The sequence below is a fragment of the Pseudomonas fluorescens genome, assembly GCF_041354075.1.
GTDB classification, from domain to species: Bacteria; Pseudomonadota; Gammaproteobacteria; order Pseudomonadales; family Pseudomonadaceae; genus Aquipseudomonas; species Aquipseudomonas fluorescens_CE.
In genome coordinates this window covers 39565-62064 of record NZ_JARZGC010000009.1, presented here as the reverse complement: position 1 = coordinate 62064, position 22500 = coordinate 39565, and the positions used below count along the sequence as shown (strand labels likewise).

The window sequence follows — 22500 nt, the reverse complement described above, 5'->3', positions numbered from 1 at the left end:
GACTCGCCACAAATCCGTGCAACCGATTAGCGATGATTCCCTGCATCGCCCGATTTTGGTGCTGTACTGCCTCCAGTAAAGGGAGAAAGCGCCAGCGCCGTCGGGTGGCATAAGTCTTGCGCGCTTTCCAACAGGCTCAAGGCTCGCAGGAGGCACGCCGTGTCGATTCATGTCGCATTGCACCACGTCACGCATTACCGCTACGAGCGCGCTGTCGAACTCGGCCCGCAGATCGTTCGCCTGCGCCCGGCTGCCCACAGCCGTACGCGGATTTTGTCCTATGCGTTGAAAGTCTCGCCCGAGCAGCACTTCATCAACTGGCAGCAGGACCCGCAGGGCAATTACCTCGCCCGTCTGGTATTCCCCGAGAAAACCAGCGAACTGCGGATCGAGGTCGATCTGCTGGCGGAAATGGCGGTATTCAACCCGTTCGACTTTTTCCTTGAGCCCTACGCCGAAAACATCCCGTTTGCCTACGCTGCCGACGAGCGCAAGGAGCTGGCGCCGTACCTGGAAACGCTGCCCCTGACGCCAAAGCTCAAGGCCTATCTGGACGGCATCGACCGTACGCCGCTGCCCAGCGTGGATTTCCTGGTGGGGCTCAACCAGCGCCTGAGCGAAGACATCGGCTACCTGATTCGCATGGAGCCGGGCGTGCAGACACCCGAGTACACCCTCGAACACGCGAGCGGTTCCTGCCGCGACTCGGCGTGGCTGCTGGTGCAACTGTTGCGCAACCTGGGGCTGGCCGCCCGTTTTGTCTCCGGCTACCTGATTCAACTGAAGGCTGATGTCAAAAGCCTGGACGGTCCGTCGGGCACCGAGGTGGATTTCACCGACCTGCATGCCTGGTGCGAAGTCTACTTGCCCGGTGCCGGCTGGATCGGCCTGGACGCCACCTCCGGGCTGTTTGCCGGCGAAGGACATATTCCGTTGGCGTGCAGCCCCGATCCGGGCTCTGCGGCACCGATCAGCGGCCTGGTGGAACCCTGTGAGTGCGAGTTCAGCCATGAAATGTCCGTGGAGCGGATCTGGGAAGCGCCGCGCGTCACTCAGCCCTACACCGATGAGCAGTGGCTGGCGATCCAGGCGCTGGGCCGGCAGATCGACGCCGATCTGCTCAAAGGCGATGTACGCCTGACCATGGGCGGCGAGCCGACGTTCGTCTCCATCGACGACCCGGACGGTGCCGAGTGGAACACCGCCGCGCTCGGGCCGGACAAGCGACGGTTGTCTGCCGAACTGTTCCAGCGCCTGCGCAAGCGCTATGCGCCCAATGGCCTGGTGCATTTTGGCCAGGGCAAGTGGTACCCGGGCGAGCAGCTGCCGCGCTGGTCGCTGAATGCGTACTGGCGGCGTGACGGGGTGCCGATCTGGCACAACGGCGCGCTGATTGCCGATGAACAGCAGGACTATGGCGCCGATGGCGAGCTGGCGGGGCGCTTCCTGGCGAGCGTGGCGGAACGCCTGAAAATTCCGACACGTTTTGTGTTTCCAGCCTACGAGGACAATTTCTATTACCTGTGGCGCGAGGGCGCATTGCCGCAAAACGTCAGCGCCGAAGATTCGCGCCTGGAGGATCCGCTGGAGCGTGCGCGGTTGCGCAAGGTATTCAGTCAGGGCCTGGACAAGGTGATCGGCCAGGTGCTGCCGCTGGCGCGCACCGCCAAGGGCGATCAGTGGCAGAGTGGGCGCTGGTACCTGCGCGACGAGCATTGCCGGCTGGTGCCGGGAGATTCGCCGCTGGGATATCGCCTGCCGCTCGGCTCGCAGCCCTGGGTGAAGGCGGCGGAGTATCCGTTCATTCATCCACAGGATCCGAATCAGGATTTCCCGCCTCTGCCTGACACCGAGCAACTGCAACGCCAGGGCGGGACGCATGTCGAGCAGGACCGGGCGCCGCAAGTCGATGAATCGGCGCACTGGCTGACGCGCACCGCGCTCTGTGCCGAGGCGCGGGAGGGGCGGTTGTACCTGTTCATGCCACCCCTGGAGCGGGTTGAGGATTACCTGCAATTGGTCGGCGCCATCGAGGCCACGGCGCAGGAGCTGCACTGCCCGGTGTTGCTGGAGGGTTACGAACCGCCGAGCGATCCGCGCCTGGGCAACTTTCGCATCACCCCTGACCCCGGCGTGATCGAGGTCAACGTGCAGCCCTCCGCCACCTGGGACGAACTGGTTGAACGCACCGAGTTTCTCTATGAGCAGGCGCGGCAGACGCGGTTGACCAGTGAGAAATTCATGATCGATGGCCGGCACACAGGCACCGGTGGCGGTAATCATTTCGTACTGGGTGGCGCGACGCCGGCCGACTCACCGTTCCTGCGCCGTCCTGACCTGCTGCGCAGCCTGATCAGCTACTGGCATAACCATCCGTCCCTGTCCTACCTGTTTTCCGGTTTGTTCATCGGCCCGACCTCTCAGGCGCCCCGGGTCGATGAAGCACGCAACGATGCGTTGTACGAGCTGGAAATCGCCTTTGCACAGATGCCGGCACCCGGTGAGGACTGCCCGCCATGGTTGGTTGACCGGCTGCTGCGCAACCTGCTGATCGACGTGACCGGCAATACCCACCGGGCCGAGTTCTGCATCGACAAGCTCTACTCCCCGGATGGTGCGACCGGGCGCCTGGGGCTGCTGGAATTGCGTGCGTTCGAGATGCCGCCCCATGCGCGCATGAGCCTGGTTCAGCAGTTGCTGTTGCGGGCATTGGTCGCGCGGTTCTGGCGCGAGCCTTATGCACCGCCGAAACTGGCACGCTGGGGCACCGAACTGCATGACCGCTTCCTGTTGCCGCATTTCATCGAGCAGGATTTCGCCGACGTCCTCGTCGACCTCAATGCGGCCGGCTATCCCATGCGGGCCGAGTGGTTTGCCGCGCATCTGGAGTTCCGCTTTCCCAAGGTGGGCGACTACGCCGTCAGTGGCATCGAACTGGAACTGCGCCAGGCGCTGGAACCCTGGCACGTGCTGGGCGAGGAGGGCGCCGCTGGCGGCACGGTGCGTTATGTGGATTCGTCGCTGGAACGCCTGCAGGTCAAGCTCAGCGGACTGCCCCCGCAACGCTACCTGCTGACCTGCAACGGCGTGCCGGTGCCCTTGCAGCCCACCGGGCGAGTCGGGGAATTCGTCGCGGGCGTGCGGTTCCGTGCCTGGCAGCCGGCCAATTGCCTGCAACCGACGATTGCGGTGCATGCGCCGCTGGTGTTCGATCTGCTCGATACCTGGATGCAGCGCTCGCTGGGGGGCTGCCAGTATCACGTGGCCCATCCGGGAGGGCGCAACTACGAGACCCTGCCGGTGAACTCCAATGAAGCCGAGAGCCGGCGGATGGCGCGGTTTTTCCGCATTGGGCACCGCCCCGGGAAACTGCCGATACCGACGCTGGACATTGACGATGAGCTGCCGATGACCCTCGATTTACGACGTTTCTAAACCGTATGCGACGCCCGGATGTTGCGTCTATCCGGGCGTCACACGGCTGCGTTAGTCTGACCGTTCCCTGCTGTCTGCCGAGCTTTCCATGCCTGACCTGCTAGACCGCTACCCGCTCACGGCGGGTACCTACCATGAACTGCTCGACGCGAGCGGCGGCGTCCGTGCGCACTGGCGGCGACTGTTCGATCAGTTGCAACGCAGCACGCCCGCGCAACTGGTGCAGCGCCAGGCCTTGCTGACGCGGCAGATCCAGGAAAACGGCGTGACCTACAACGTCTACGCCGACCCCAAGGGCGCGGATCGGCCCTGGGAACTCGACCTGCTGCCGCATGTGATCGCGGCCGATGAGTGGGCGCAATTGTCGGCGGGCATTGCCCAGCGGGCGCGTCTGTTGAACGCCGTGCTGGCCGACCTGTATGGTCCGCAACGCTTGATCAGCGAAGGCCTGCTGCCTGCCGAGCTGGTCTTCGGCCATAACAATTTCCTGTGGCCCTGTCAGGGCATCACGCCACCGGACGGGGCCTTTTTGCACCTGTACGCCGTGGATCTGGCGCGAACGCCGGACGGTCGCTGGTGGGTGACGGCGGACCGCACCCAGGCGCCGTCCGGTGCCGGTTACGCCCTGGAAAATCGCACCATCGTGTCCCGGGCGTTTCCGGAGCTGTACCGCGACTTGAAGGTGCAGCATCTGGCCGGATTCTTCCGCACGCTTCAGGAAACCCTGGCCCGTCAGGCGCCCAGCAGCGACGAGGCACCCTTGGTGGTGTTGCTGACGCCGGGGCGTTTCAACGAAAGCTATTTCGAGCATCTGTATCTGGCGCGGCAGTTGGGTTACCCCCTGGTGGAGGGTGGCGACCTTACCGTGCGCGACGCCACCGTCTACCTGAAAACCTTGAGTGGCCTGCGCCGGGTCCACGCGATCATGCGTCGGCTCGACGACGATTTCTGCGACCCGCTGGAGCTGCGCACCGATTCGGCCCTTGGCGTGCCGGGCCTGCTCGAAGCCGTGCGACAGGGCCGGGTGCTGGTGGCCAACGCGCTGGGCAGCGGTGTGCTGGAGTCGCCGGGGCTGCTGGGCTTTCTGCCCCGCATCAATCAATTCCTGTTTGGCGAAGAACTGATCCTGCCCTCCATCGCCACCTGGTGGTGCGGCGAAGCGCCCGTGCTGGCCCAGGCACTGGAAAAACTCCCGCAGTTGCTGATCAGGCCGGCGTTTCCCTCCCAGAGCTTCGCCCCGGTGCTGGGAAGGGACTTGAACGAAGAGCAGCGTCGGATACTCGCCGAACGCATGCAGGCGCGACCTTACGCCTACGTGGCGCAGGAGCTGGCGCAACTGTCCCAGGCGCCGGTGTGGCAGGCCGAGAATGGGCAGTTGCAGCCCAGGGCCATCGGCATGCGCGTGTATGCGGTGGCCAGCGATACCGGTTATCGGGTGCTGCCCGGTGGCCTGACCCGGGTGGCCGCCGAAGCGGATGCCGAAGTGGTGTCGATGCAACGCGGCGGTGCGAGCAAGGACACCTGGGTGCTGGGAGACCGCCCACCCAGCGGCGAGCAGTGGAAAGCCCAGCGCAGTATCGGCGTGCACGACCTGGTGCGACGCGATCCGTATTTGCCGTCGCGGGTCGTGGAGAACCTGTTCTGGTTCGGTCGTTACTGCGAGCGCTGCGATGACAGCGCCCGGCTGCTGCGGATCATGCTGGCGCGTTACGTCGACGGTGACGACCCGCAAGCTCTGCGCGCGGCGGTCGATCTCGGCGAGCGTCTGATGCTGTTGCCCGAAGAAGGCGCGTTGCCGGAGCGGTTGCTGGCGGCATTGCTCGGCGATGACTGGCCATTCAGCCTGCGCGCCAATCTGCAGCGTTTGCAGTGGGCGGCGTCTCAGGTGCGCGGCAAGCTTTCCCGGGAAAACTGGCAGGCGCTGGTGGAGTTGCAGCGTGAAGCGATGGAGCTGGAAACCGCAGAGCCGGACTTCGGCGAGTTGCTGGATTTTCTCAACCGACTGGTGATGTCGCTGGCGGCGCTATCCGGTTTCGCCCTCGACGACATGACGCGCGACGAAGGCTGGCGCTTCCTGATGATCGGGCGGCGGATTGAGCGCCTGCAGTTTCTCAGTGCCAGCCTGGCGGCGTTCCTGCGTGGCAGTGGGGCTTTCGATCAGGCGGGTCTTGAGTGGTTGCTGGAGCTGGGCAACAGCAGCATCACCTACCGTTCGCGGTATCTGGCGGTGGCGCAGTTGATCCCGGTGCTCGACCTGTTGCTGCTCGACGAGCAGAACCCGCACGCGGTGCTGTTCCAGCTGAAGCTGGTGACCCGCAGCCTCAAACGCCTGAACGACGATTTCGCCGCGCCGCGCGAAGCGGTGCTGCCGCTGTTGGTGGAGCGCCTGGCGCGTTTCGACCTGGGTTGCCTGGAGAATCCGCTGTTCGGCGAAACCAGTGTGCGGGCCGCAGTCGACGGTCTGGCTGACCTGTTGCAAGAGATCGCAGACGCCAGCGGACTGGTGTCGGATCGCCTGGCGCTGCGCCACTTCGCCCACGTCGACGATGTCAGCCAGCGCACGGTGTCCGTCTGATGAGCGCCCGTTACCAGATTTTCCACGACACTCATTATCACTACGACAGCCCGGTGTCCCTCGCCCAGCAGTTGGCGCATCTGTGGCCGCGACCGTGTGCGTGGCAGCGCTGCACCGAGCAGCAACTGCAGATCAGCCCCGAGCCGACTTCGCGCCGGGACGAGCTGGACGTGTTCGGCAATCCGCTCGCGCGCCTGGCGTTCGAGCGGCCCCATGATGAATTGCAGGTCAATGCCCGGCTCACCGTTGAAGTGCTGGCCAGGCCTGTGCTGGATTTCACCCGGTCCCCGGCCTGGGAGGACACCCGCGATGCGCTGGCCTACAGCGGCCAGCCACTGACTGCCGAGCGACTGGATGCGTGTCGATATCGATTCCAGTCGCCCTATGTGCACCTCAAGCGCAATTTCGTCGACTTCTCGCAAAGCTGTTTCCCGGCTGGTCGACCGCTGTTGCTGGGTGTCCAGGCGTTGATGGAGAAGATTTTCGGCGAGTTCACCTTCGATGCCGAAGCCACCCAGGTGGCGACGCCCCTGGTGGAAGTGCTGGAACGCCGGCGCGGGGTGTGCCAGGACTTCGCCCACCTGATGCTCGCGTGCGTACGCTCACGGGGGCTGGCGGCGAGGTACGTCAGCGGCTACCTGTTGACCCAGCCACCGCCGGGGCAACCGCGTCTGATCGGTGCCGATGCTTCTCATGCCTGGGTTTCGGTGTATTGCCCGGTGCTGGGGTGGGTGGATTTTGATCCGACCAACAATGTGCAGCCGGCGCTGGAACACATCACCCTGGCCTGGGGCCGGGACTTTTCCGATGTGTCGCCGTTGCGAGGGGTGATTCTGGGGGGCGGCAATCACGACCCGGAGGTTCGCGTCACCGTGATGCCCTTGGACTGACAGCAGCCCTTTCGCCCTGCGTGGGAGCGAGCCTGCTCGCGATGGACGTGAAGGTGACGCGGGGAATCAGATGCCCGGACGCCTTCACATACTTTGCGAACGTGCTCGCTCCTGCAACGTTCAGAGCGGCTGCAGGCTCAGGCGTCGGGCGCCTGGTCCTTCGGAGTTTCAGCATCACTTTCTGCAGCCGCGTCACCGTCTGTTTCCGGGTTCAGTGCGGCGGCTTCTTCTTCAGCCATCGCTTTCTTGCGCTGAAGTTTTTCCTCTTTCTTCTGCTCCTTGGCCAGGTCTCTCTGACGTTTGGCGAAGGAATAATTAGGTTTGGCCATGGGCGATCCTTTGGGGTCGAAGGTGAGGTGAACGGCGCATATTCTGCCCGGTATCGGCACCGAAGGGTTAGTCGGGCGTTTGCTCGGTCCACTTTGGCGTCATTGTCGGCTGCCAGGCGTTCAGGGCGTCGAGCAGCGTTTGCGGCGATTCGCTGACTTGCAGCATGTCACGGTGTGCTCCGCGAACGAAGCCTTCGCCGACGATGTGATCAAGGAAACCCGTCAATTTGCTGTAGAAACCGTTCACTTCCAGCAACCCCAGGGGTTTGCCGTGGTAACCGAGCTGGCCCCAGGTCCAGACTTCGAACAGTTCTTCCAGGGTGCCCAGGCCGCCGGGCAGGGCGATGAACGCGTCGCTGAGCTCGGCCATCCGGGCCTTGCGCGCGTGCATGCCATCGACCACTTCCAGGCGAGTCAGGCCGCTGTGGCCGATTTCCTTGTCTTTCAGGCTTTGGGGAATGATTCCGATCACTTCACCGCCGGCCGCCAGTGCGGCGTCGGCCACGATCCCCATCAGACCCACGGCGCCACCGCCGTACACCAGGGTCAACTGGCGCTGCGCCAAGGCGCGCCCGAGGGCGACGGCGGCTTCACGATAGGCCGGATGGGAGCCGGTGCTGGCGCCACAAAATACACAAACGGATGCTAATGACATGCCTTGCTCCAGGATCAGGGTGACCACAGGGTAAAGGCAGTGACGCGAGGCTCCAAGGTCTAAACGTCGCGCCGGGACGTTTCACAGGTGCCACTGGCGCCGCAGGCATAGGCGGCGAGCAAGCTGCACAAAAAGCTGTTGATGAACATGACAGGCGTTTCCTGATGAGGGGTAATGGTCTAATGATAGGGCTGCCTCGGACGTCTGACTGGTAGATTGTTTCGATGGGGGTCATAGCGCTAAAGTTGTATACAGTTTATGACCCAGGTCATATGAACTTGCCGGATTTTCAGGCAGTCTTCTGTCCATTCGAAATTGTTGTTAACCATGCCTTGGAGATTCACCATGTTTGCCAAACTTGTTGCGGTATCCCTGTTGACGCTGGCCAGCAGCCAATTGATGGCTGCCGAGTGCAAGACCACCATCGACTCCACCGACCAAATGTCCTTCAGCACCAAGGCCATTGAGATCGATAAAAGCTGCAAGACCTTCACCGTTGAGCTGACCCACTCCGGCAGCTTGCCGAAAAACGTGATGGGCCATAACTGGGTGCTGAGCAAAGAAGCTGACATGCAGCCCATCGCCACCGATGGCCTGGGTGCTGGCATCGACAAGAATTACCTGAAAGACGGCGACGCCCGCGTCATCGCCCACACCAAGATCATCGGCGCCAAGGAAACCGACTCGGTGACCTTCGATGTATCGAAACTGGATGCGGCCGAGAAATACGGCTTCTTCTGCTCGTTCCCGGGCCACATCTCGATGATGAAAGGCACCGTGACCCTGAAGTAATCGATGCCCGGGCCCCCGGGCGTCTAGTTCAAGGCCTCTATTGAAAGGGGGTCTTGCAGGTCGATTGAGATCCCGAACGAGCGGGGTCTCGATCGCTGCTCTTCCTTATCCAGAAAATGTTTCTGACGGGTGTCGGCCGGTTGCGTGCCGTCGCTCTGTGCGCCCGAGGGCCTGCAATTCAGCATCTGCGACGCCTGCGGAGTTTCCTCCGCTTGCCAGGCGTAGCTTGTTGCGCCCTTCAATGAAAAAAAGTCCGGCAGCAGCCTGTCTTGCGATGCGCCTGACTGCGGTTGGGCGAAGGCCAGCGGCTGGCTGACGATCAGCCCCAACACGATCGCGGCTTTGCGAGTAGCAAATAATCGGGATCTCATGAGGGCGGTCCGGCGAGGGGCGATGCCCGAATGTGCATCGCCGCTTGTGCCGCCTCAATGGGCGCCCATTGCTTTCAGAAACGCCCTACGTCGATCTCAGTTTTGCCTGACCTTCGACTGCGTCATCGTTCATCGCGAGCAGGCTCGCTCCCACAGGTTTGGAGTGTTCTGCAGATTTGTGTGGGAGCGAGCCTGCTCTGGGCGGCATTCCGAGATGGCGTCATTTCAGGCGCCCACAATCACGGCGCAAACGGCATCACGCGCTTGTGCCGGGTCTTGCGGTAGGTGTCGCAGATGATCCTGAACGCTTCCTCGCGCACCGGCTCGCCGTGCAGGAAGGCATCGATCTCGGCGTAGGTCACGCCGTGGGAGGCCTCGTCCGGCTTGCCCGGTGCCAGGTCTTCAAGGTCTGCGGTAGGGATTTTTTCCACCAGCGACTCCGGCGCGCCGAAGCTGCGGGCGATGGCCCGAACCTGATTTTTTACCAGGCCGCTCAACGGCGCGAGGTCGCAGGCGCCGTCACCGAACTTTGTGAAGAACCCCATCACGGCCTCGGCGGCGTGGTCGGTGCCGATCACCAAACCCTGGGCCGCGCCGGCGATGGTGTATTGAGCGACCATGCGCATCCGCGCCTTGGTATTGCCCAGAACAAAATCCACCGACACCGCCGCCTTGCCTTCAAACGCCGCGACTTCATTGGCCAGGGATTTGACCGCCGGGCCAATGTTCACGGTGTGACGCTCGTCGGGCGCGATGAAATCCACCGATGCGGTGGCGTCGTGCTCGTCGAATTGGGTTTCGTAAGGCAGGCGCACGGCAATGAACTTGTACTGTTCGTCCCCGGTGCGGGCGCGCAGTTCACGCATGGCGCGCTGGGCCAAGAGGCCAGCCGTCAGGGAATCGACGCCGCCGCTGATGCCGAGCACCAAGGTCTTGAGCCCGGAGTTGACCAGGCAATCCTGAATGAAACCGATGCGCCGGGCGACTTCCGCCTCGAGGGCGGCGTGGTCGGTGAACGGCGGTTGAACATTGAGCTGTTCAGCAATCTCACGCTGTACGGCTTGCATGAATTCACTCCTTGCTTGATGTGCTGGAAAGGGCGGCAGGTACTTTGAACACGTGTCGCAAGTAGGCGACGAAATTCGGGTCCTTGCAGTGCGTCTTGCCCGGCTCGTCGGAGATCTTCGCCACCGGTTGGCCATTGCAGGCAGCCATTTTAAGCACGATGCTCATCGGTTCAACACCCGGGATATCGCACGTCAGGTGGGTGCCGATGCCGAAGCTGACATTGATCCGCCCGCGCAGGGCGCGAAAGATCTCCAGTGACTTGGGCAGTGTCAGGCTGTCGGAGAACGTCAGGGTCTTGCTCATCGGGTCGATGCCGAGCTTCTGATAGTGGGCGATCGCCTTTTCCGCCCAGATCACCGGGTCCCCGGAGTCATGCCGCAGACCGTCGAAGAGCTTGGCGAAGTACAGGTCGAAGTCGCTGAGGAAGGCATCCATGGTGATGCAATCGGTCAGGGCGATACCCAGCAGGCCACGGTATTCGCGGACCCAGCAGTCGAGTGCGGCGCTCTGGCTGTCGATCAGGCGCGGGCCGAGTTGCTGGTGCGCCATGATCCATTCGTGGGCCATGGTGCCCAGTGGCTTCATGTCCAGTTCCCGGGACAGGTGCACGTTGCTGGTGCCGACGAAACGCCCGGGGAAATCGTGCTTGAGCACGTTGACCACTTCCTCCTGCACCCGGTATGAAAAACGTCGGCGGGTGCCGAAGTCGGCGACCTGCAACTCGGACAATTCGTCGCTGCTGGCGTTGGCGTTCAGCCAGTCGAACTTGCGGTAGAGCTGTTCGCGAGCCTGTTCCAGAACCACGTCCCGGTAGCGATAGCGGTTGCGTACTTCGCTGACGATGGACAGCAGCGGCACTTCAAACAGAATCACATGCAGCCACGGCCCACGCAGGCGGATGAACAGCTCGCCGTCTTCGATCCCGGTGTGGACATAGCGCAGGTTGAAGCGGAACAACCCGAGAAAACGCAGGAAATCCGGCTTCATGAAACTGATGCGTTCCATGAACCCCAACTGGTCGGCACTCAGGCTCAACTCGGCCAGGCGTTCGATCTGGAAGCGGATTTCCGCCAGATAAGGGCGCAGGTCTTCACGGTTGCGGCAACGAAACTCCCATTCGACTTCCACGTTCGGGTAGTTGTGCAGCACCGCCTGCATCATCGTCAGTTTGTAGAAATCGGTGTCGAGCAGGTTCTGCACGATGCGATCGGCAAATACGCTCTCGCTCATAACGGGGTTCTCCACTTTGAATAGCGACAGTGGCGCATATCGGTGCTGGGAATTACCAGCATTTTCTCAGGTGGCTGCGATCCTTGTGGGAGCGGGCTTGCTCGCGAAAGCGGTATGTCAGTGGACATCAATGTTGGATGACATATCGCTTTCGCGAGCAAGCCCGCTCCCACAGGGATTGAGCAAGCCTCAAGTTATGGGGCTGTCGATCTGTTCCAGCATCCACTGCACGAAATCCCGCACCTTGGGCACTTCCGCCGAATGTTCCGGATACGCCAGGTAATAGGCGTCGACGCTTGGCATCGCATGCTGCCAGGGAATGACCAGTTTGCCGTCGGCCAATTCCTCTTCCACCAGAAACCGTGGTAACAGCGCCACGCCGCAGCCGACCTGGGCGGCGCGGATGCACATGTAGAAGGTTTCGAAGCGCGGGCCGTGGTAGCTGTGCTCCGTGTGATAGCCCTGGCTGTCGAACCAGTCGTGCCACGCCTGGGGCCGGGAGGCGTTTTGCAGCAGGACCAGGTCGGTGAGTTGGGTGGGGTCGGTCAAGGGTTCGGCCGGCAGACTGGCCGGTGAGCACACCGGCACCAGCTCTTCGCCGAACAGCTTGAGGCATTCGCTGCGCGGGCGTGAGCCCTGGCCGAAATAGAACGCCAGGTCGCTGCGGCCTTGCAACAGGTCATCGGCTTCCTGTTCGCTGCACAGGTCCAGGTGGATCGACGGATGCCGCACACGCCAGCCTTTCAGGCGGGGCACCAGCCAGCGGGCGCCGAAGGTCGGAGGCGCCGAGACGCGCAGGACTTCGGTTTCACCGCCGTAGGAGCGCAGATAATGGGTGGACATTTCGACCTGCGTCAGGATTTTTCGGACTTCCACCAGGTACAGGTCGCCCGCCGGGGTCATTTGCAGGCGGCGACGGACCCGACGGAACAACAAGTGCTGCAACAAATCTTCCAGTTGCGCGACTTGCTTGCTGACCGCGCTCTGGGTCAGGTTCAGCTCTTCGGCGGCCCGTGTGAAGCTCAAATGCCGGGTCACGGCCTCGAAACACTGGAGGGCGGTGATCGACGGCAGGTAGCGTTTATTGAGCATGGCGTGTCCTGTTTCCGGATTCTTTCTGATCAGCAATTCGCAGCATGAATAAACGGAATGATATCTCTCTTAAAGGTCGTTTGTTGGGTAACCTTCGGCGAGCTAAAACTACAGGTCTGATCAGTCGAGAATACCCGGCTGCACGTTTACTGTTTTTTGCTTGAGGAGTGACCCATGGTTGCCGCATTGCTTGATCGTCTTGGTGTAAACCCGGCCCTGTACCAGAACGGCGAAGTGCCGGTGCATTCGCCGATCGATGGCAGCCGGATCGGCGCCGTGAACTGGGAAGGCGCCGCTGAAGTCGAGCAGCACATCAGTCGTGCAGATCATGCGTTCGAACTATGGCGCAAGGTTCCGGCGCCACGTCGTGGTGAGCTGGTGCGCCAATTTGGCGAGGTCCTGCGCGAGTACAAGGCGGACCTGGGCGAGTTGGTGTCCTGGGAAGCCGGCAAGATCACCCAGGAAGGCCTGGGCGAAGTTCAGGAAATGATCGACATCTGCGATTTCGCCGTCGGCCTGTCCCGCCAGCTGTACGGTCTGACCATCGCGTCCGAGCGTCCTGGCCACCACATGCGTGAAACCTGGCACCCGCTGGGCGTCGTCGGCGTGATCAGCGCGTTCAACTTCCCGGTGGCGGTCTGGGCCTGGAACACCACGCTGGCGCTGGTCTGCGGCAACCCGGTGATCTGGAAACCGTCGGAGAAAACCCCGCTGACCGCCCTGGCGTGCCAGGCCTTGTTCGAGCGCGTGCTGAAGAACTTCAGCGATGCGCCGCCACACCTGAGCCAGGTCATCATCGGTGGCCGCGATGCCGGCGAAGCACTGGTCGACGATCCGCGCGTGGCGCTGGTCAGCGCCACCGGCAGCACCCGCATGGGGCGCGAAGTGGCGCCGAAGATCGCTGCACGTTTTGCCCGCAGCATCCTGGAACTGGGCGGCAACAACGCCATGATCCTCGGCCCGAGCGCCGACCTGGACATGGCCGTTCGCGCGATTCTGTTCAGCGCCGTCGGCACCGCCGGCCAGCGCTGCACCACCCTGCGTCGCCTGATCGCCCACGAGTCGGTCAAGGAAGAAATCGTCACCCGCCTGAAAGCGGCCTACGCCAAGGTGCGCATCGGCAACCCACTGGAAGGCAACCTGATCGGTCCGCTGATCGACAAGCAAAGCTTTGACAACATGCAGGACGCCCTGGAGCAGGCGCTGAGCGAAGGTGGCCGGGTCTTCGGCGGCAAGCGCCAGCTCGAGGACCAGTACCCGAATGCTTACTACGTTTCGCCGGCGATCGTGGAAATGCCGGAACAGAGCGATGTGGTCCGCCACGAGACCTTCGCGCCGATCCTGTACGTGATCGGCTACAACGACTTCGACGAAGCCCTGCACCTGAACAACGCCGTGCCACAAGGCCTGTCCTCGTGCATCTTCACCACCGATGTGCGTGAAGCCGAGAAATTCATGTCGGCGGTGGGCAGCGACTGCGGCATTGCCAACGTCAACATCGGCCCGAGCGGCGCGGAAATCGGCGGTGCCTTTGGTGGCGAGAAGGAAACCGGCGGCGGTCGCGAATCCGGCTCCGACGCCTGGCGCGCCTACATGCGCCGTCAGACCAACACCGTGAACTACTCGCTGGAATTGCCGCTGGCGCAGGGCATCACGTTCGACTGATCCCTGGTCGAGCGGATAACCCTGTGGGAGCGGGCTTGCCCGCGATGAGGTAGGGTCAGTCACCATAAATGGCGACTGAATTACCGCCATCGCGAGCAAGCCCGCTCCCACATTTGATCTATGTGTTTGTTGGGTTTCTGTTGGAGTCTGGCAATGCCGTTACGCGAAGAGTGTCTGTGGGAAACGTTGACGCCGCAAAGGCCTGAGCATGCGGCACTCAAGGGCGAGGTCAGGGTCGATGTGTGCGTCATCGGTGCCGGCTTCACCGGGCTGTCGGCTGCGGTGCACCTGCTGGAGCAAGGCAAGACGGTCTGTGTGCTCGAAGCCCATCGAGCAGGCCATGGTGGTTCGGGGCGCAATGTCGGGCTGGTGAACGCCGGCATGTGGATTCCTCCGGACGAGATCGAAGCCGGTTTTGGCGAAGCGGTCGGCAGTCAGCTCAACCGCATGCTGGGCGCGGCGCCGGCGCTGGTGTTCAGCCTGGTCGACAAGTACAACATCGATTGCCAGTTACGCCGTGAAGGCACGCTGCACATGGCGCACAACGCCCGTGGCGAAGCGGATCTGCGCAGTCGCGAACAACAGTGGAAACGTCGCGGTGCCCCGGTCGAGCTGTTGACCGGCCAGGCGTGCGAGCAAGCCACGGGGACAAAAAAGATCGCCGCCGCGCTGCTCGACCGGCGGGCTGGCACGATCAACCCGATGGCCTACACCAGCGGTCTGGCCAAGGCGGCCGAGGGCCTTGGTGGTCAGTTGTTCGATCATTCACCCGTCACGCGCCTGGAACGTCAGGGCCAACGCTGGTCGGTGCAGACGGCGCAGGGTTCGGTGCTGGCCGAGCAGGTGGTGATCGCTTCCAACGCTTATACCGAAGGCGACTGGACGCAGCTGCGGCGCAATTTTTTCCCCGGATATTACTATCAGGTGGCGTCTGTGCCGCTCACCGACGAGGCCGCGCAGCGCATTCTGCCGGGTGGCCAGGGCTCCTGGGACACCCGTCAGGTGCTCAGCAGCATTCGTCGGGACAAGGACGGTCGACTGCTGCTCGGCAGCTTGGGCAATGGCAATCAGAAACCCACCTGGTTTCTCAAGGCCTGGGCGGATCGGGTCCAGCAGCACTACTTCCCCTACCTCAAGCCGGTGGAGTGGGAATGCACCTGGACCGGTCGCATCGCCTTTACTCCCGATCACCTGATGCGCCTGTTCGAACCGGCGCCTGGGCTGGTGGCAGTCACCGGTTACAACGGGCGCGGTGTGACCACGGGCACGGTGGTCGGCAAGGCCTTCGCCGACTACCTGTGTAACGGAAATCCTCAGGCGTTGCCGATTCCTTTCGCGCCCATGCAGCCGGTGGCCGGGGTGGGCTTGCGCAGCTGTCTGTACGAGGCCGGTTTTTCGCTGTATCACGCGGGCCAGTGCCTGCGCATCGTGATCTGAGTGCTGAAATTCCCGACGCTTTTCGGTGTAGCGACTAGCCTGTAATGGTGCGGGTTGTAGCAGTCCCCGCACCAGCAGTGTGCACTTCGGTTACGTGCATTGTTACAGGCGGGTTGCACGCCGTTTGGGGTCGCGGTTGCAATGATGGCGCATGTGGGTTGCGCCTTGAAAAATAAACGGTTTCACCTTCCGCGGTTTAGACGGTTGCACGCCCAATGAAAATGGGGACGAAACGGTCGTAAAAACAATAAAGCAGCGACTTTTTTCAGAATAAAAAACCGATGGCACGGCCCTTGCTCTGAGCATTCAGTGAAGTCGCAGTGCCAAATCAAAAAAAACCTTGGAGCACCACCTCATGTCCCAGACGTTTTACAAGAAAGGCTTTCTGGCCCTCGCAGTGGCTACTGCGTTGGGTGTTTCTGCGTTTGCTCAGGCCGACATCAAGATCGGCGTAGCGGGTCCAATGACGGGCGCCAACGCGGCATTTGGCGAACAATACATGAAGGGTGCACAGGCAGCGGCCGATGCGGTCAACGCAGCAGGCGGCGTGAACGGGGAAAAAATCGTACTGGTCAAGGGCGATGACGCCTGCGAACCGAAACAGGCTGTGACGGTCGCCAAGGACTTGACCAACCAGAAAGTGGCAGGCGTGGTGGGTCACTTCTGTTCCTCGTCGACCATCCCGGCCTCCGAGATCTACGACGAAGCGGGCATCATCGCCATCACCCCGGGCTCCACCAACCCGCAGGTCACCGAGCGCGGCCTGAGCGCCATGTTCCGCATGTGCGGGCGTGACGACCAGCAGGGCATCGTGGCCGGTGACTACATCGTCGACATGCTCAAGGGCAAGAACGTCGTCGTGCTGCACGACAAGGACACCTACGGCCAAGGCCTGGCTGACGCCACCAAGGCACAGCTGGAAAAACGCGGCGTGAAGCCGGTGCTGTACGAAGGCCTGACCCGTGGCGAGAAAGACTTCAGCGCCGTGGTCACCAAGATCCGTGCGGCCAAGGCCGACGTGGTCTATTTCGGCGGCCTGCACCCGGAAGCGGGTCCACTGGTCCGTCAACTGCGTGAGCAAGGTCTCAAGGACGTGAAATTCATGTCCGACGACGGCATCGTGACCGACGAGCTGGTGACCACCGCTGGCGGCCCGCAATACACCAATGGCGTGCTGATGACCTTCGGCGCCGACCCGCGCCTGCTGCCAGACAGCAAGGCCGTGGTAGACGCCTTCCGCAAGGCCGGCACCGAGCCTGAAGGCTACACCCTGTATGCCTACGCGTCGGTTCAGACCCTGGCGGCTGCCTTCAACGGCGCCAAATCCAACGATGGCGAGAAAGCCGCCGCCTGGCTGAAAGCCAACCCGGTCAAAACCGTCATGGGTGAAAAGGCCTGGGACAGCAAGGGCGACCTGAAAGTCTCCGACTACGTGGTTTACGAGTGGGACGCGAACGGCAAATACCATCAGCTGGACAAGCAGAAGTGATATGACCTGCTGAACCGCCCGGCGCCTGGTGCGCCGGGCTTTCAACAGCCATGTCCGTGCAGTACTGGTCTTTTCTCGTAGAGCTGCACACAACCGAATTGCGCCGGCGGCTGAACCCCGGTCCGTCGCAGGCGGCTTCTGTGCAGTCTCTCAAATGCGTGAGATTGCGTTATGGATGGTATTTTCCTGCAGCAACTGGTCAACGGCCTGACCCTCGGGTCGGTCTATGGCCTGATCGCCATCGGCTACACAATGGTCTATGGCATCATTGGCATGATCAACTTCGCCCACGGCGAGGTTTACATGATTTCCGCTTACCTCGCGGCAATCAGTCTGGCACTGCTGGCTTACTTCGGTATTGAATCCTTCCCTCTGCTGATGCTCGGCACACTGGTGTTCACCATTGTCGTCACCGGCGTGTATGGCTGGGTGATCGAACGGATCGCCTACAAACCCCTGCGCAACTCCACCCGACTGGCTCCGCTGATCAGCGCCATCGGGATCTCGCTGATCCTGCAAAACTACGCACAGATTGCCCAGGGCGCGCGCCAGCAGGGTGTTCCGACCTTGCTCACCGGTGCCATGCGCATCGATGTGGGCAGCGGCTTCGTCCAGCTCACCTACACCAAGATCTTCATTCTGGTGGCGGCTTTCGTCGGCATGGGCGTACTCACCTACATCATCAAGTACACCAAGCTTGGCCGCATGTGCCGTGCGACCCAGCAGGACCGCAAGATGGCCTCGATCCTGGGGATCAACACCGACCGGGTGATTTCCTACGTGTTCATCATCGGTGCAGCCATGGCGGCACTGGCGGGTGTGCTGATCACCATGAACTACGGCACGTTCGACTTCTATGCCGGTTTCATCATCGGGATCAAGGCCTTCACCGCAGCAGTGCTGGGCGGCATCGGTTCGCTGCCGGGCGCCATGCTGGGCGGGATCATCCTGGGCATCTCCGAGTCGATGTTCTCGGGGTTGGTCAACTCGGACTACAAAGACGTGTTCAGCTTCTCATTGCTGGTTCTCGTTCTGGTCTTTCGGCCTCAAGGCCTGCTCGGCCGTCCTCTTGTGTCGAAGGTGTAAGCGATGTCTTCAACCACCAAAAAAACCATAGATCTGAAAAAAAGCCTGGTTGATGCGATTCTTTCCGGCCTCATCGCCCTGATCGTCTTCGGACCGATTGTCGGCGTCGTCCTGGACGGCTACGGCTTCAACATGGAGACCACGCGCCTGGCGTGGCTCATTGGCATCGTCATGCTCGGGCGCTTCGCCCTCAGCACCTTTCTGCAGACCCCCCGGGGCCTGAAGATCCTCGAGGGATTCGAGAGCTCCGGTTCAGGCGTGCACGTACTGCCACCGGATTACAAATCGCGCCTGCGCTGGATCATCCCGCTGATGATCGTGATCGCCGTGGTCTTTCCGTTTTTCTCCAACTCCTATCTGCTGGGTGTGGTCATTCTCGGGCTGATCTACGTGCTGCTGGGCCTGGGCCTGAACATCGTGGTCGGCCTCGCCGGCCTGCTCGACCTGGGTTACGTGGCGTTCTACGCCATTGGCGCCTATGGCCTGGCGCTCGGTTACCAGTACCTGGGACTGGGCTTCTGGACGGTGCTGCCGCTCGCGGCCATCGCTGCGGCCATGGCCGGCTGTATCCTGGGTTTCCCGGTATTGCGTCTGCACGGTGACTACCTGGCGATCGTTACCCTGGGCTTCGGCGAAATCATTCGTCTGGTGCTCAACAACTGGCTGTCGCTGACCGGCGGCCCCAACGGCATGCCGGCGCCGCTGCCTACCTTCTTCGGCCTGGAATTCGGCAAGCGGGCCAAGGATGGCGGGGTGCCATTCCACGAGTTTTTCGGCATCGCCTACAACCCTGACGTGAAGTACTACTTCATCTACGCTGTGCTGTTCCTGGTGGTACTGGCCGTGCTGTACATCAAGCATCGGCTGGTCAAGATGCCGGTCGGCCGCGCCTGGGAAGCCCTGCGTGAAGACGAGATCGCCTGCCGCTCCATGGGCCTGAACCATGTGCTGGTCAAGCTTTCGGCGTTCACCATCGGTGCCTCCACTGCCGGTCTGGCCGGGGTGTTCTTCGCCACGTACCAAGGGTTCGTCAACCCGACCTCGTTCACTTTCTTCGAATCGGCGCTGATCCTCGCCATCGTGGTACTGGGCGGCATGGGCTCGACCATCGGCGTCGTCATCGCCGCATTCGTGCTCACCGTGGCCCCGGAACTGCTGCGCGGCTTTGCCGAATACCGTGTGCTGCTGTTTGGCGTCCTGATGGTGGTGATGATGATCTGGCGACCGCGTGGGCTGATCAGGATCAGCCGCACCGGTGTGACCCCGCGTAAAGGAGTGGCGCCATGAAGGACGTCGTACTCAACGTAGAAAAACTGATGATGCACTTCGGTGGCATCAAGGCCCTGAACGATGTCAGCCTGAAGGTGCACCGCAACTCGATCTTCGCCCTGATCGGCCCCAACGGTGCCGGCAAGACCACGGTGTTCAACTGCCTGACCGGTTTCTACAAGGCTTCGGGCGGCAAGATCGAACTCAACGTTCGCGGCGAAAACACCAACGTCATCCAGTTGCTGGGCGAGTCTTTCAAACCGACGGATTTCGTTTCGCCGAAATCCTTCATCAGCCGCCTGTACTACAAGATGTTCGGCGGCACCCACCTGGTGAACCGGGCCGGGCTGGCGCGAACTTTCCAGAACATTCGCCTGTTCAAGGAAATGTCGGTGCTGGAAAACCTGCTGGTGGCCCAGCACATGTGGGTCAACCGCAACATGCTCGCCGGCATCCTCAATACCAAGGGCTACCGCAAGGCCGAAAGCGATGCGCTGGACCACGCCTTCTACTGGCTGGAAGTGGTGGACCTGGTGGACTGCGCCAACCGTCTGGCCGGTGAGCTGTCCTATGGTCAGCAACGCCGTCTGGAAATTGCCCGTGCCATGTGCACACGGCCGCAGATCATCTGCCTGGACGAACCGGCCGCCGGCCTCAACCCTCAGGAAACCGAAGCGCTGAGCGCGATGATCCGGCTGCTGCGCGACGAGCACGATCTGACCGTGGTGCTGATTGAACACGACATGGGCATGGTGATGAGCATTTCCGACCACATCGTGGTGCTGGACCACGGCGTCGTGATCGCCGAGGGCGGCCCCGATGACATCCGCAACGATCCGAAAGTGATTGCCGCCTACCTGGGCGCCGATGAAGAGGAGCTCGTATGACCAAGGCTCCCATCCTCGAACTGAAGAACCTGGACGTGTTCTATGGCCCGATCCAGGCGCTGAAAAAAGTCTCGCTGCACATCGACGAAGGTGAAACCGTCAGCCTGATCGGCTCCAACGGGGCCGGCAAATCGACCCTGCTGATGTCGATCTTCGGCCAGCCACGGGCGGCGGACGGGCAGATCCTCTACCAGGGCGTGGACATCACCCACAAGTCTTCGCACTACATCGCGTCCAACGGTATCGCCCAGTCGCCGGAAGGCCGGCGGGTGTTCCCCGACATGACCGTCGAAGAAAACCTGCTGATGGGCACCATTCCGATCGGTGACAAGCACGCCACCGAAGACATGCAGCGCATGTTCGAGCTGTTTCCGCGCCTCAAGGAACGGCGGACTCAGCGGGCGATGACCATGTCCGGTGGCGAGCAGCAAATGCTCGCCATCGCCCGGGCACTCATGAGCCGTCCGAAGCTGCTGTTGCTCGATGAACCGAGCCTGGGCCTGGCACCCATCGTGGTCAAACAGATCTTCGCCACCCTGCGTGAACTGGCCCAGACCGGCATGACCATCTTCCTGGTCGAGCAGAATGCCAACCATGCGCTGCGGCTGTCCGACCGTGCGTATGTGATGGTCAACGGCGAGATCCGCATGAGCGGTACCGGCAAGGAGTTGCTGGTGAACGAGGATGTGCGCAACGCCTACCTTGGCGGGCATTGAGTCGGCCGTTACACCAAAACCCCGGCGGGCAACTGCCGGGGTTTTTTCATTCCATGGGCCAATTGTGGAAAACAAATTTGCCAAGCTCGGAAAGCGCGACATAAAGCCGCTGTAAACAGTTGTTTCGCCACGCTTTTGACTTGTCCCCGTTTGCTGTGGAGCTGGCTGTGAATAACGTGGGAGTAGCTGGCTGAAAGCCTTTGAAAACGTGGCTTGCAGCGATGCGGTCGTTTTTTGATCAGCAGCTTTTGCCAGTCCGCAAGCCGGTAATGTCAACCTTTTAATTGGCTTCCACAGTCGGCTGACAGCGTTCCCAGCAGCCTGTGGATAACTCTGTGGTTAATCTCTGGAAAGAGTCGGCTGAGGGCCGTCGTTACTGGCTTGGCGCCATCGGTGATGAACCGGTCCGCGCCAGCCACGGGGCCCGGGGTGCACAGTGAACGTTCCAGGGTCAAGCAAAAAACTTTGCATTCTGCCCGCCAGGCCTTGTGCACAGCGGCGTACAGCCTTTTTCACTTGCCCCCGGAAACTGTGGAACCACCGGTGGATAAGGTGCGGGTATGTGGCTGGAGGCCACGGCGGGCAAGGCACCCAGCGACGTGGTTGTTTTTTGTACAGCGCTGCCAGTTGCCGGTGTGAGTCAAGGCGGGCATGCTGCCCACTGAATTTTCATTCCAGGGCTGTCAGTCAGCCCACGCTAGGAGAACACGATGTCCAACACCCTGTTTATTACCGGCGCGACCTCCGGTTTTGGTGAAGCCTGTGCCCGTCGATTCGCCGAGGCGGGTTGGAAACTGGTGCTGACCGGCCGTCGTGAAGAGCGCCTCAATGCCCTGTGCGCCGAATTGTCGAAGCAGACTGAAGTCCATGGCCTGGTGCTCGACGTGCGTGATCGCAAGGCCATGGAGGAGGCGATCGCCAGCCTGCCACCCACCTTTGCCAAGCTGCGCGGGCTGATCAACAACGCCGGCCTGGCCCTGGGCGTGGACCCGGCACCGAAGTGCAATCTCGATGATTGGGACACCATGGTCGACACCAACATCAAGGGCCTGATGTACAGCACTCGTCTGCTGCTGCCGCGCCTGATCGCCCACGGTCGCGGTGCGGGTATCGTCAACCTGGGGTCGGTCGCTGGCAACTACCCGTATCCGGGCAGCCATGTCTATGGCGGGACCAAGGCCTTCGTCCAGCAGTTCTCGCTGAACCTGCGCTGCGACCTGCAAGGCACGGGCGTGCGCGTCAGCAACATCGAGCCTGGCCTGTGCGAAAGCGAGTTCTCGCTGGTGCGTTTCGCCGGCGACCAGGAGCGTTACAACGCGACCTACGCCGGCGCCGAGCCGATCCAGCCGCAGGACATTGCCGAGACGATTTTCTGGGTGCTCAACGCTCCGGCGCACATCAACATCAACAGCCTGGAACTGATGCCGGTGAGCCAGACCTGGGCGGGTTTTGCGATTGATCGCACGCGTGGCGAGGCGTAAGGCCGCGTAACGGCCATCGCGAGCAGGCTCGCA

General features: G+C 62.0%; 18 protein-coding genes. 12 read left to right on the top strand and 6 right to left on the bottom strand.

Annotated elements, in window-relative coordinates; all coding sequences use genetic code 11:
• The first annotated feature begins 159 nt into the window (after positions 1-159).
• The 3 genes from QIW53_RS14000 (at position 160) to QIW53_RS13990 (ending at position 6900) form a co-directional block, all read left to right on the top strand.
• On the top strand, positions 160-3435 hold the full coding sequence (locus tag QIW53_RS14000; RefSeq protein WP_371050193.1) for a transglutaminase family protein: 3276 nt from the start codon (positions 160-162) through the stop codon (positions 3433-3435).
• An 88-nt stretch (positions 3436-3523) separates the two neighbouring features.
• Positions 3524-6010, top strand: coding sequence for a circularly permuted type 2 ATP-grasp protein (locus QIW53_RS13995; RefSeq protein ID WP_371050192.1), 2487 nt, complete (start codon positions 3524-3526; stop codon positions 6008-6010).
• On the top strand, positions 6010-6900 hold the full coding sequence (locus QIW53_RS13990; RefSeq protein ID WP_371050191.1) for a transglutaminase family protein: 891 nt from the start codon (positions 6010-6012) through the stop codon (positions 6898-6900). Before QIW53_RS13995 ends, QIW53_RS13990 begins: the two co-directional genes overlap by 1 nt.
• Before the next feature lie 137 nt (positions 6901-7037).
• On the opposite strand, the gene QIW53_RS13985 is transcribed toward QIW53_RS13990, so the two are convergent.
• Together QIW53_RS13985 and QIW53_RS13980 are read right to left on the bottom strand one after the other, a co-directional pair.
• Positions 7038-7229, bottom strand: a complete 192-nt coding sequence (locus QIW53_RS13985) for a hypothetical protein (RefSeq protein WP_192307724.1) — start codon at positions 7227-7229, stop codon at positions 7038-7040.
• A 67-nt stretch (positions 7230-7296) separates the two neighbouring features.
• Positions 7297-7884 carry a TIGR00730 family Rossman fold protein gene (locus QIW53_RS13980; protein WP_371050189.1) on the bottom strand — a complete coding sequence of 196 codons (588 nt, stop codon included), beginning with the start codon at positions 7882-7884 and terminating at the stop codon, positions 7297-7299.
• Positions 7885-8229: 345 nt separating this feature from the next.
• On the opposite strand from QIW53_RS13980, the gene azu reads away from it, so the two are divergent.
• Positions 8230-8676 (top strand): azurin, encoded by a 447-nt coding sequence (gene azu, locus QIW53_RS13975; protein ID WP_371050187.1) that lies wholly within the window; start codon positions 8230-8232, stop codon positions 8674-8676.
• Positions 8677-8699: 23 nt separating this feature from the next.
• On the opposite strand, the gene QIW53_RS13970 is transcribed toward azu, so the two are convergent.
• The 4 genes from QIW53_RS13970 to QIW53_RS13955 form a co-directional block, all read right to left on the bottom strand.
• Complete coding sequence (locus QIW53_RS13970) at positions 8700-9047, bottom strand: hypothetical protein (RefSeq protein WP_371050186.1); 348 nt, start codon at positions 9045-9047, stop codon at positions 8700-8702.
• Between the two features lie 239 nt (positions 9048-9286).
• Positions 9287-10114 carry an ammonia-dependent NAD(+) synthetase gene (gene nadE / locus QIW53_RS13965; RefSeq protein WP_371050185.1) on the bottom strand — a complete coding sequence of 276 codons (828 nt, stop codon included), beginning with the start codon at positions 10112-10114 and terminating at the stop codon, positions 9287-9289.
• 4 nt (positions 10115-10118) lie between these two features.
• On the bottom strand, positions 10119-11345 hold the full coding sequence (gene pncB / locus QIW53_RS13960; RefSeq protein WP_371050184.1) for a nicotinate phosphoribosyltransferase: 1227 nt from the start codon (positions 11343-11345) through the stop codon (positions 10119-10121).
• Between the two features lie 189 nt (positions 11346-11534).
• Positions 11535-12437 (bottom strand): LysR family transcriptional regulator, encoded by a 903-nt coding sequence (locus tag QIW53_RS13955; RefSeq protein WP_371050183.1) that lies wholly within the window; start codon positions 12435-12437, stop codon positions 11535-11537.
• Between the two features lie 174 nt (positions 12438-12611).
• Here QIW53_RS13955 and amaB point away from each other — a divergent pair, with 174 nt between their 5' ends.
• The 8 genes from amaB (at position 12612) to QIW53_RS13915 (ending at position 22467) form a co-directional block, all read left to right on the top strand.
• Positions 12612-14102 (top strand): L-piperidine-6-carboxylate dehydrogenase, encoded by a 1491-nt coding sequence (gene amaB / locus QIW53_RS13950; protein WP_371050182.1) that lies wholly within the window; start codon positions 12612-12614, stop codon positions 14100-14102.
• Between the two features lie 153 nt (positions 14103-14255).
• Complete coding sequence (gene amaA / locus QIW53_RS13945) at positions 14256-15539, top strand: L-pipecolate oxidase (RefSeq protein ID WP_371050181.1); 1284 nt, start codon at positions 14256-14258, stop codon at positions 15537-15539.
• A 355-nt stretch (positions 15540-15894) separates the two neighbouring features.
• Positions 15895-17028 (top strand): ABC transporter substrate-binding protein, encoded by a 1134-nt coding sequence (locus QIW53_RS13940; RefSeq protein ID WP_201193642.1) that lies wholly within the window; start codon positions 15895-15897, stop codon positions 17026-17028.
• A gap of 171 nt (positions 17029-17199) precedes the next feature.
• Positions 17200-18114, top strand: coding sequence for an ABC transporter permease subunit (locus tag QIW53_RS13935; RefSeq protein ID WP_201193640.1), 915 nt, complete (start codon positions 17200-17202; stop codon positions 18112-18114).
• Between the two features lie 3 nt (positions 18115-18117).
• Positions 18118-19401 carry a high-affinity branched-chain amino acid ABC transporter permease LivM gene (livM, locus tag QIW53_RS13930; protein ID WP_201193636.1) on the top strand — a complete coding sequence of 428 codons (1284 nt, stop codon included), beginning with the start codon at positions 18118-18120 and terminating at the stop codon, positions 19399-19401.
• Positions 19398-20270, top strand: coding sequence for an ABC transporter ATP-binding protein (locus tag QIW53_RS13925; protein ID WP_371050180.1), 873 nt, complete (start codon positions 19398-19400; stop codon positions 20268-20270). Before livM ends, QIW53_RS13925 begins: the two co-directional genes overlap by 4 nt.
• Complete coding sequence (locus tag QIW53_RS13920) at positions 20267-20986, top strand: ABC transporter ATP-binding protein (RefSeq protein WP_371050179.1); 720 nt, start codon at positions 20267-20269, stop codon at positions 20984-20986. The genes QIW53_RS13925 and QIW53_RS13920 overlap by 4 nt, the downstream gene beginning before the upstream one ends.
• A gap of 710 nt (positions 20987-21696) precedes the next feature.
• Positions 21697-22467 (top strand): SDR family oxidoreductase, encoded by a 771-nt coding sequence (locus tag QIW53_RS13915; RefSeq protein WP_371050178.1) that lies wholly within the window; start codon positions 21697-21699, stop codon positions 22465-22467.
• The last annotated feature ends 33 nt before the right edge of the window (positions 22468-22500 follow it).

Excerpts from the sequence above, each read along its gene's own strand:
- QIW53_RS13995 (WP_371050192.1), top strand. The coding sequence starts at position 3,524 with ATGCCTGACCTGCTAGACCGCTACCCGCTCACGGCGGGTACCTACCAT.
- QIW53_RS13990 (WP_371050191.1), top strand. The coding sequence starts at position 6,010 with ATGAGCGCCCGTTACCAGATTTTCCACGACACTCATTATCACTACGAC.
- QIW53_RS13985 (WP_192307724.1), bottom strand. The coding sequence starts at position 7,229 with ATGGCCAAACCTAATTATTCCTTCGCCAAACGTCAGAGAGACCTGGCC.
- QIW53_RS13980 (WP_371050189.1), bottom strand. The coding sequence starts at position 7,884 with ATGTCATTAGCATCCGTTTGTGTATTTTGTGGCGCCAGCACCGGCTCC.
- azu (WP_371050187.1), top strand. The coding sequence starts at position 8,230 with ATGTTTGCCAAACTTGTTGCGGTATCCCTGTTGACGCTGGCCAGCAGC.
- QIW53_RS13970 (WP_371050186.1), bottom strand. The coding sequence starts at position 9,047 with ATGAGATCCCGATTATTTGCTACTCGCAAAGCCGCGATCGTGTTGGGG.
- nadE (WP_371050185.1), bottom strand. The coding sequence starts at position 10,114 with ATGCAAGCCGTACAGCGTGAGATTGCTGAACAGCTCAATGTTCAACCG.
- pncB (WP_371050184.1), bottom strand. The coding sequence starts at position 11,345 with ATGAGCGAGAGCGTATTTGCCGATCGCATCGTGCAGAACCTGCTCGAC.
- QIW53_RS13955 (WP_371050183.1), bottom strand. The coding sequence starts at position 12,437 with ATGCTCAATAAACGCTACCTGCCGTCGATCACCGCCCTCCAGTGTTTC.
- amaB (WP_371050182.1), top strand. The coding sequence starts at position 12,612 with ATGGTTGCCGCATTGCTTGATCGTCTTGGTGTAAACCCGGCCCTGTAC.
- amaA (WP_371050181.1), top strand. The coding sequence starts at position 14,256 with ATGCCGTTACGCGAAGAGTGTCTGTGGGAAACGTTGACGCCGCAAAGG.
- QIW53_RS13940 (WP_201193642.1), top strand. The coding sequence starts at position 15,895 with ATGTCCCAGACGTTTTACAAGAAAGGCTTTCTGGCCCTCGCAGTGGCT.
- QIW53_RS13935 (WP_201193640.1), top strand. The coding sequence starts at position 17,200 with ATGGATGGTATTTTCCTGCAGCAACTGGTCAACGGCCTGACCCTCGGG.
- livM (WP_201193636.1), top strand. The coding sequence starts at position 18,118 with ATGTCTTCAACCACCAAAAAAACCATAGATCTGAAAAAAAGCCTGGTT.
- QIW53_RS13925 (WP_371050180.1), top strand. The coding sequence starts at position 19,398 with ATGAAGGACGTCGTACTCAACGTAGAAAAACTGATGATGCACTTCGGT.
- QIW53_RS13920 (WP_371050179.1), top strand. The coding sequence starts at position 20,267 with ATGACCAAGGCTCCCATCCTCGAACTGAAGAACCTGGACGTGTTCTAT.
- QIW53_RS13915 (WP_371050178.1), top strand. The coding sequence starts at position 21,697 with ATGTCCAACACCCTGTTTATTACCGGCGCGACCTCCGGTTTTGGTGAA.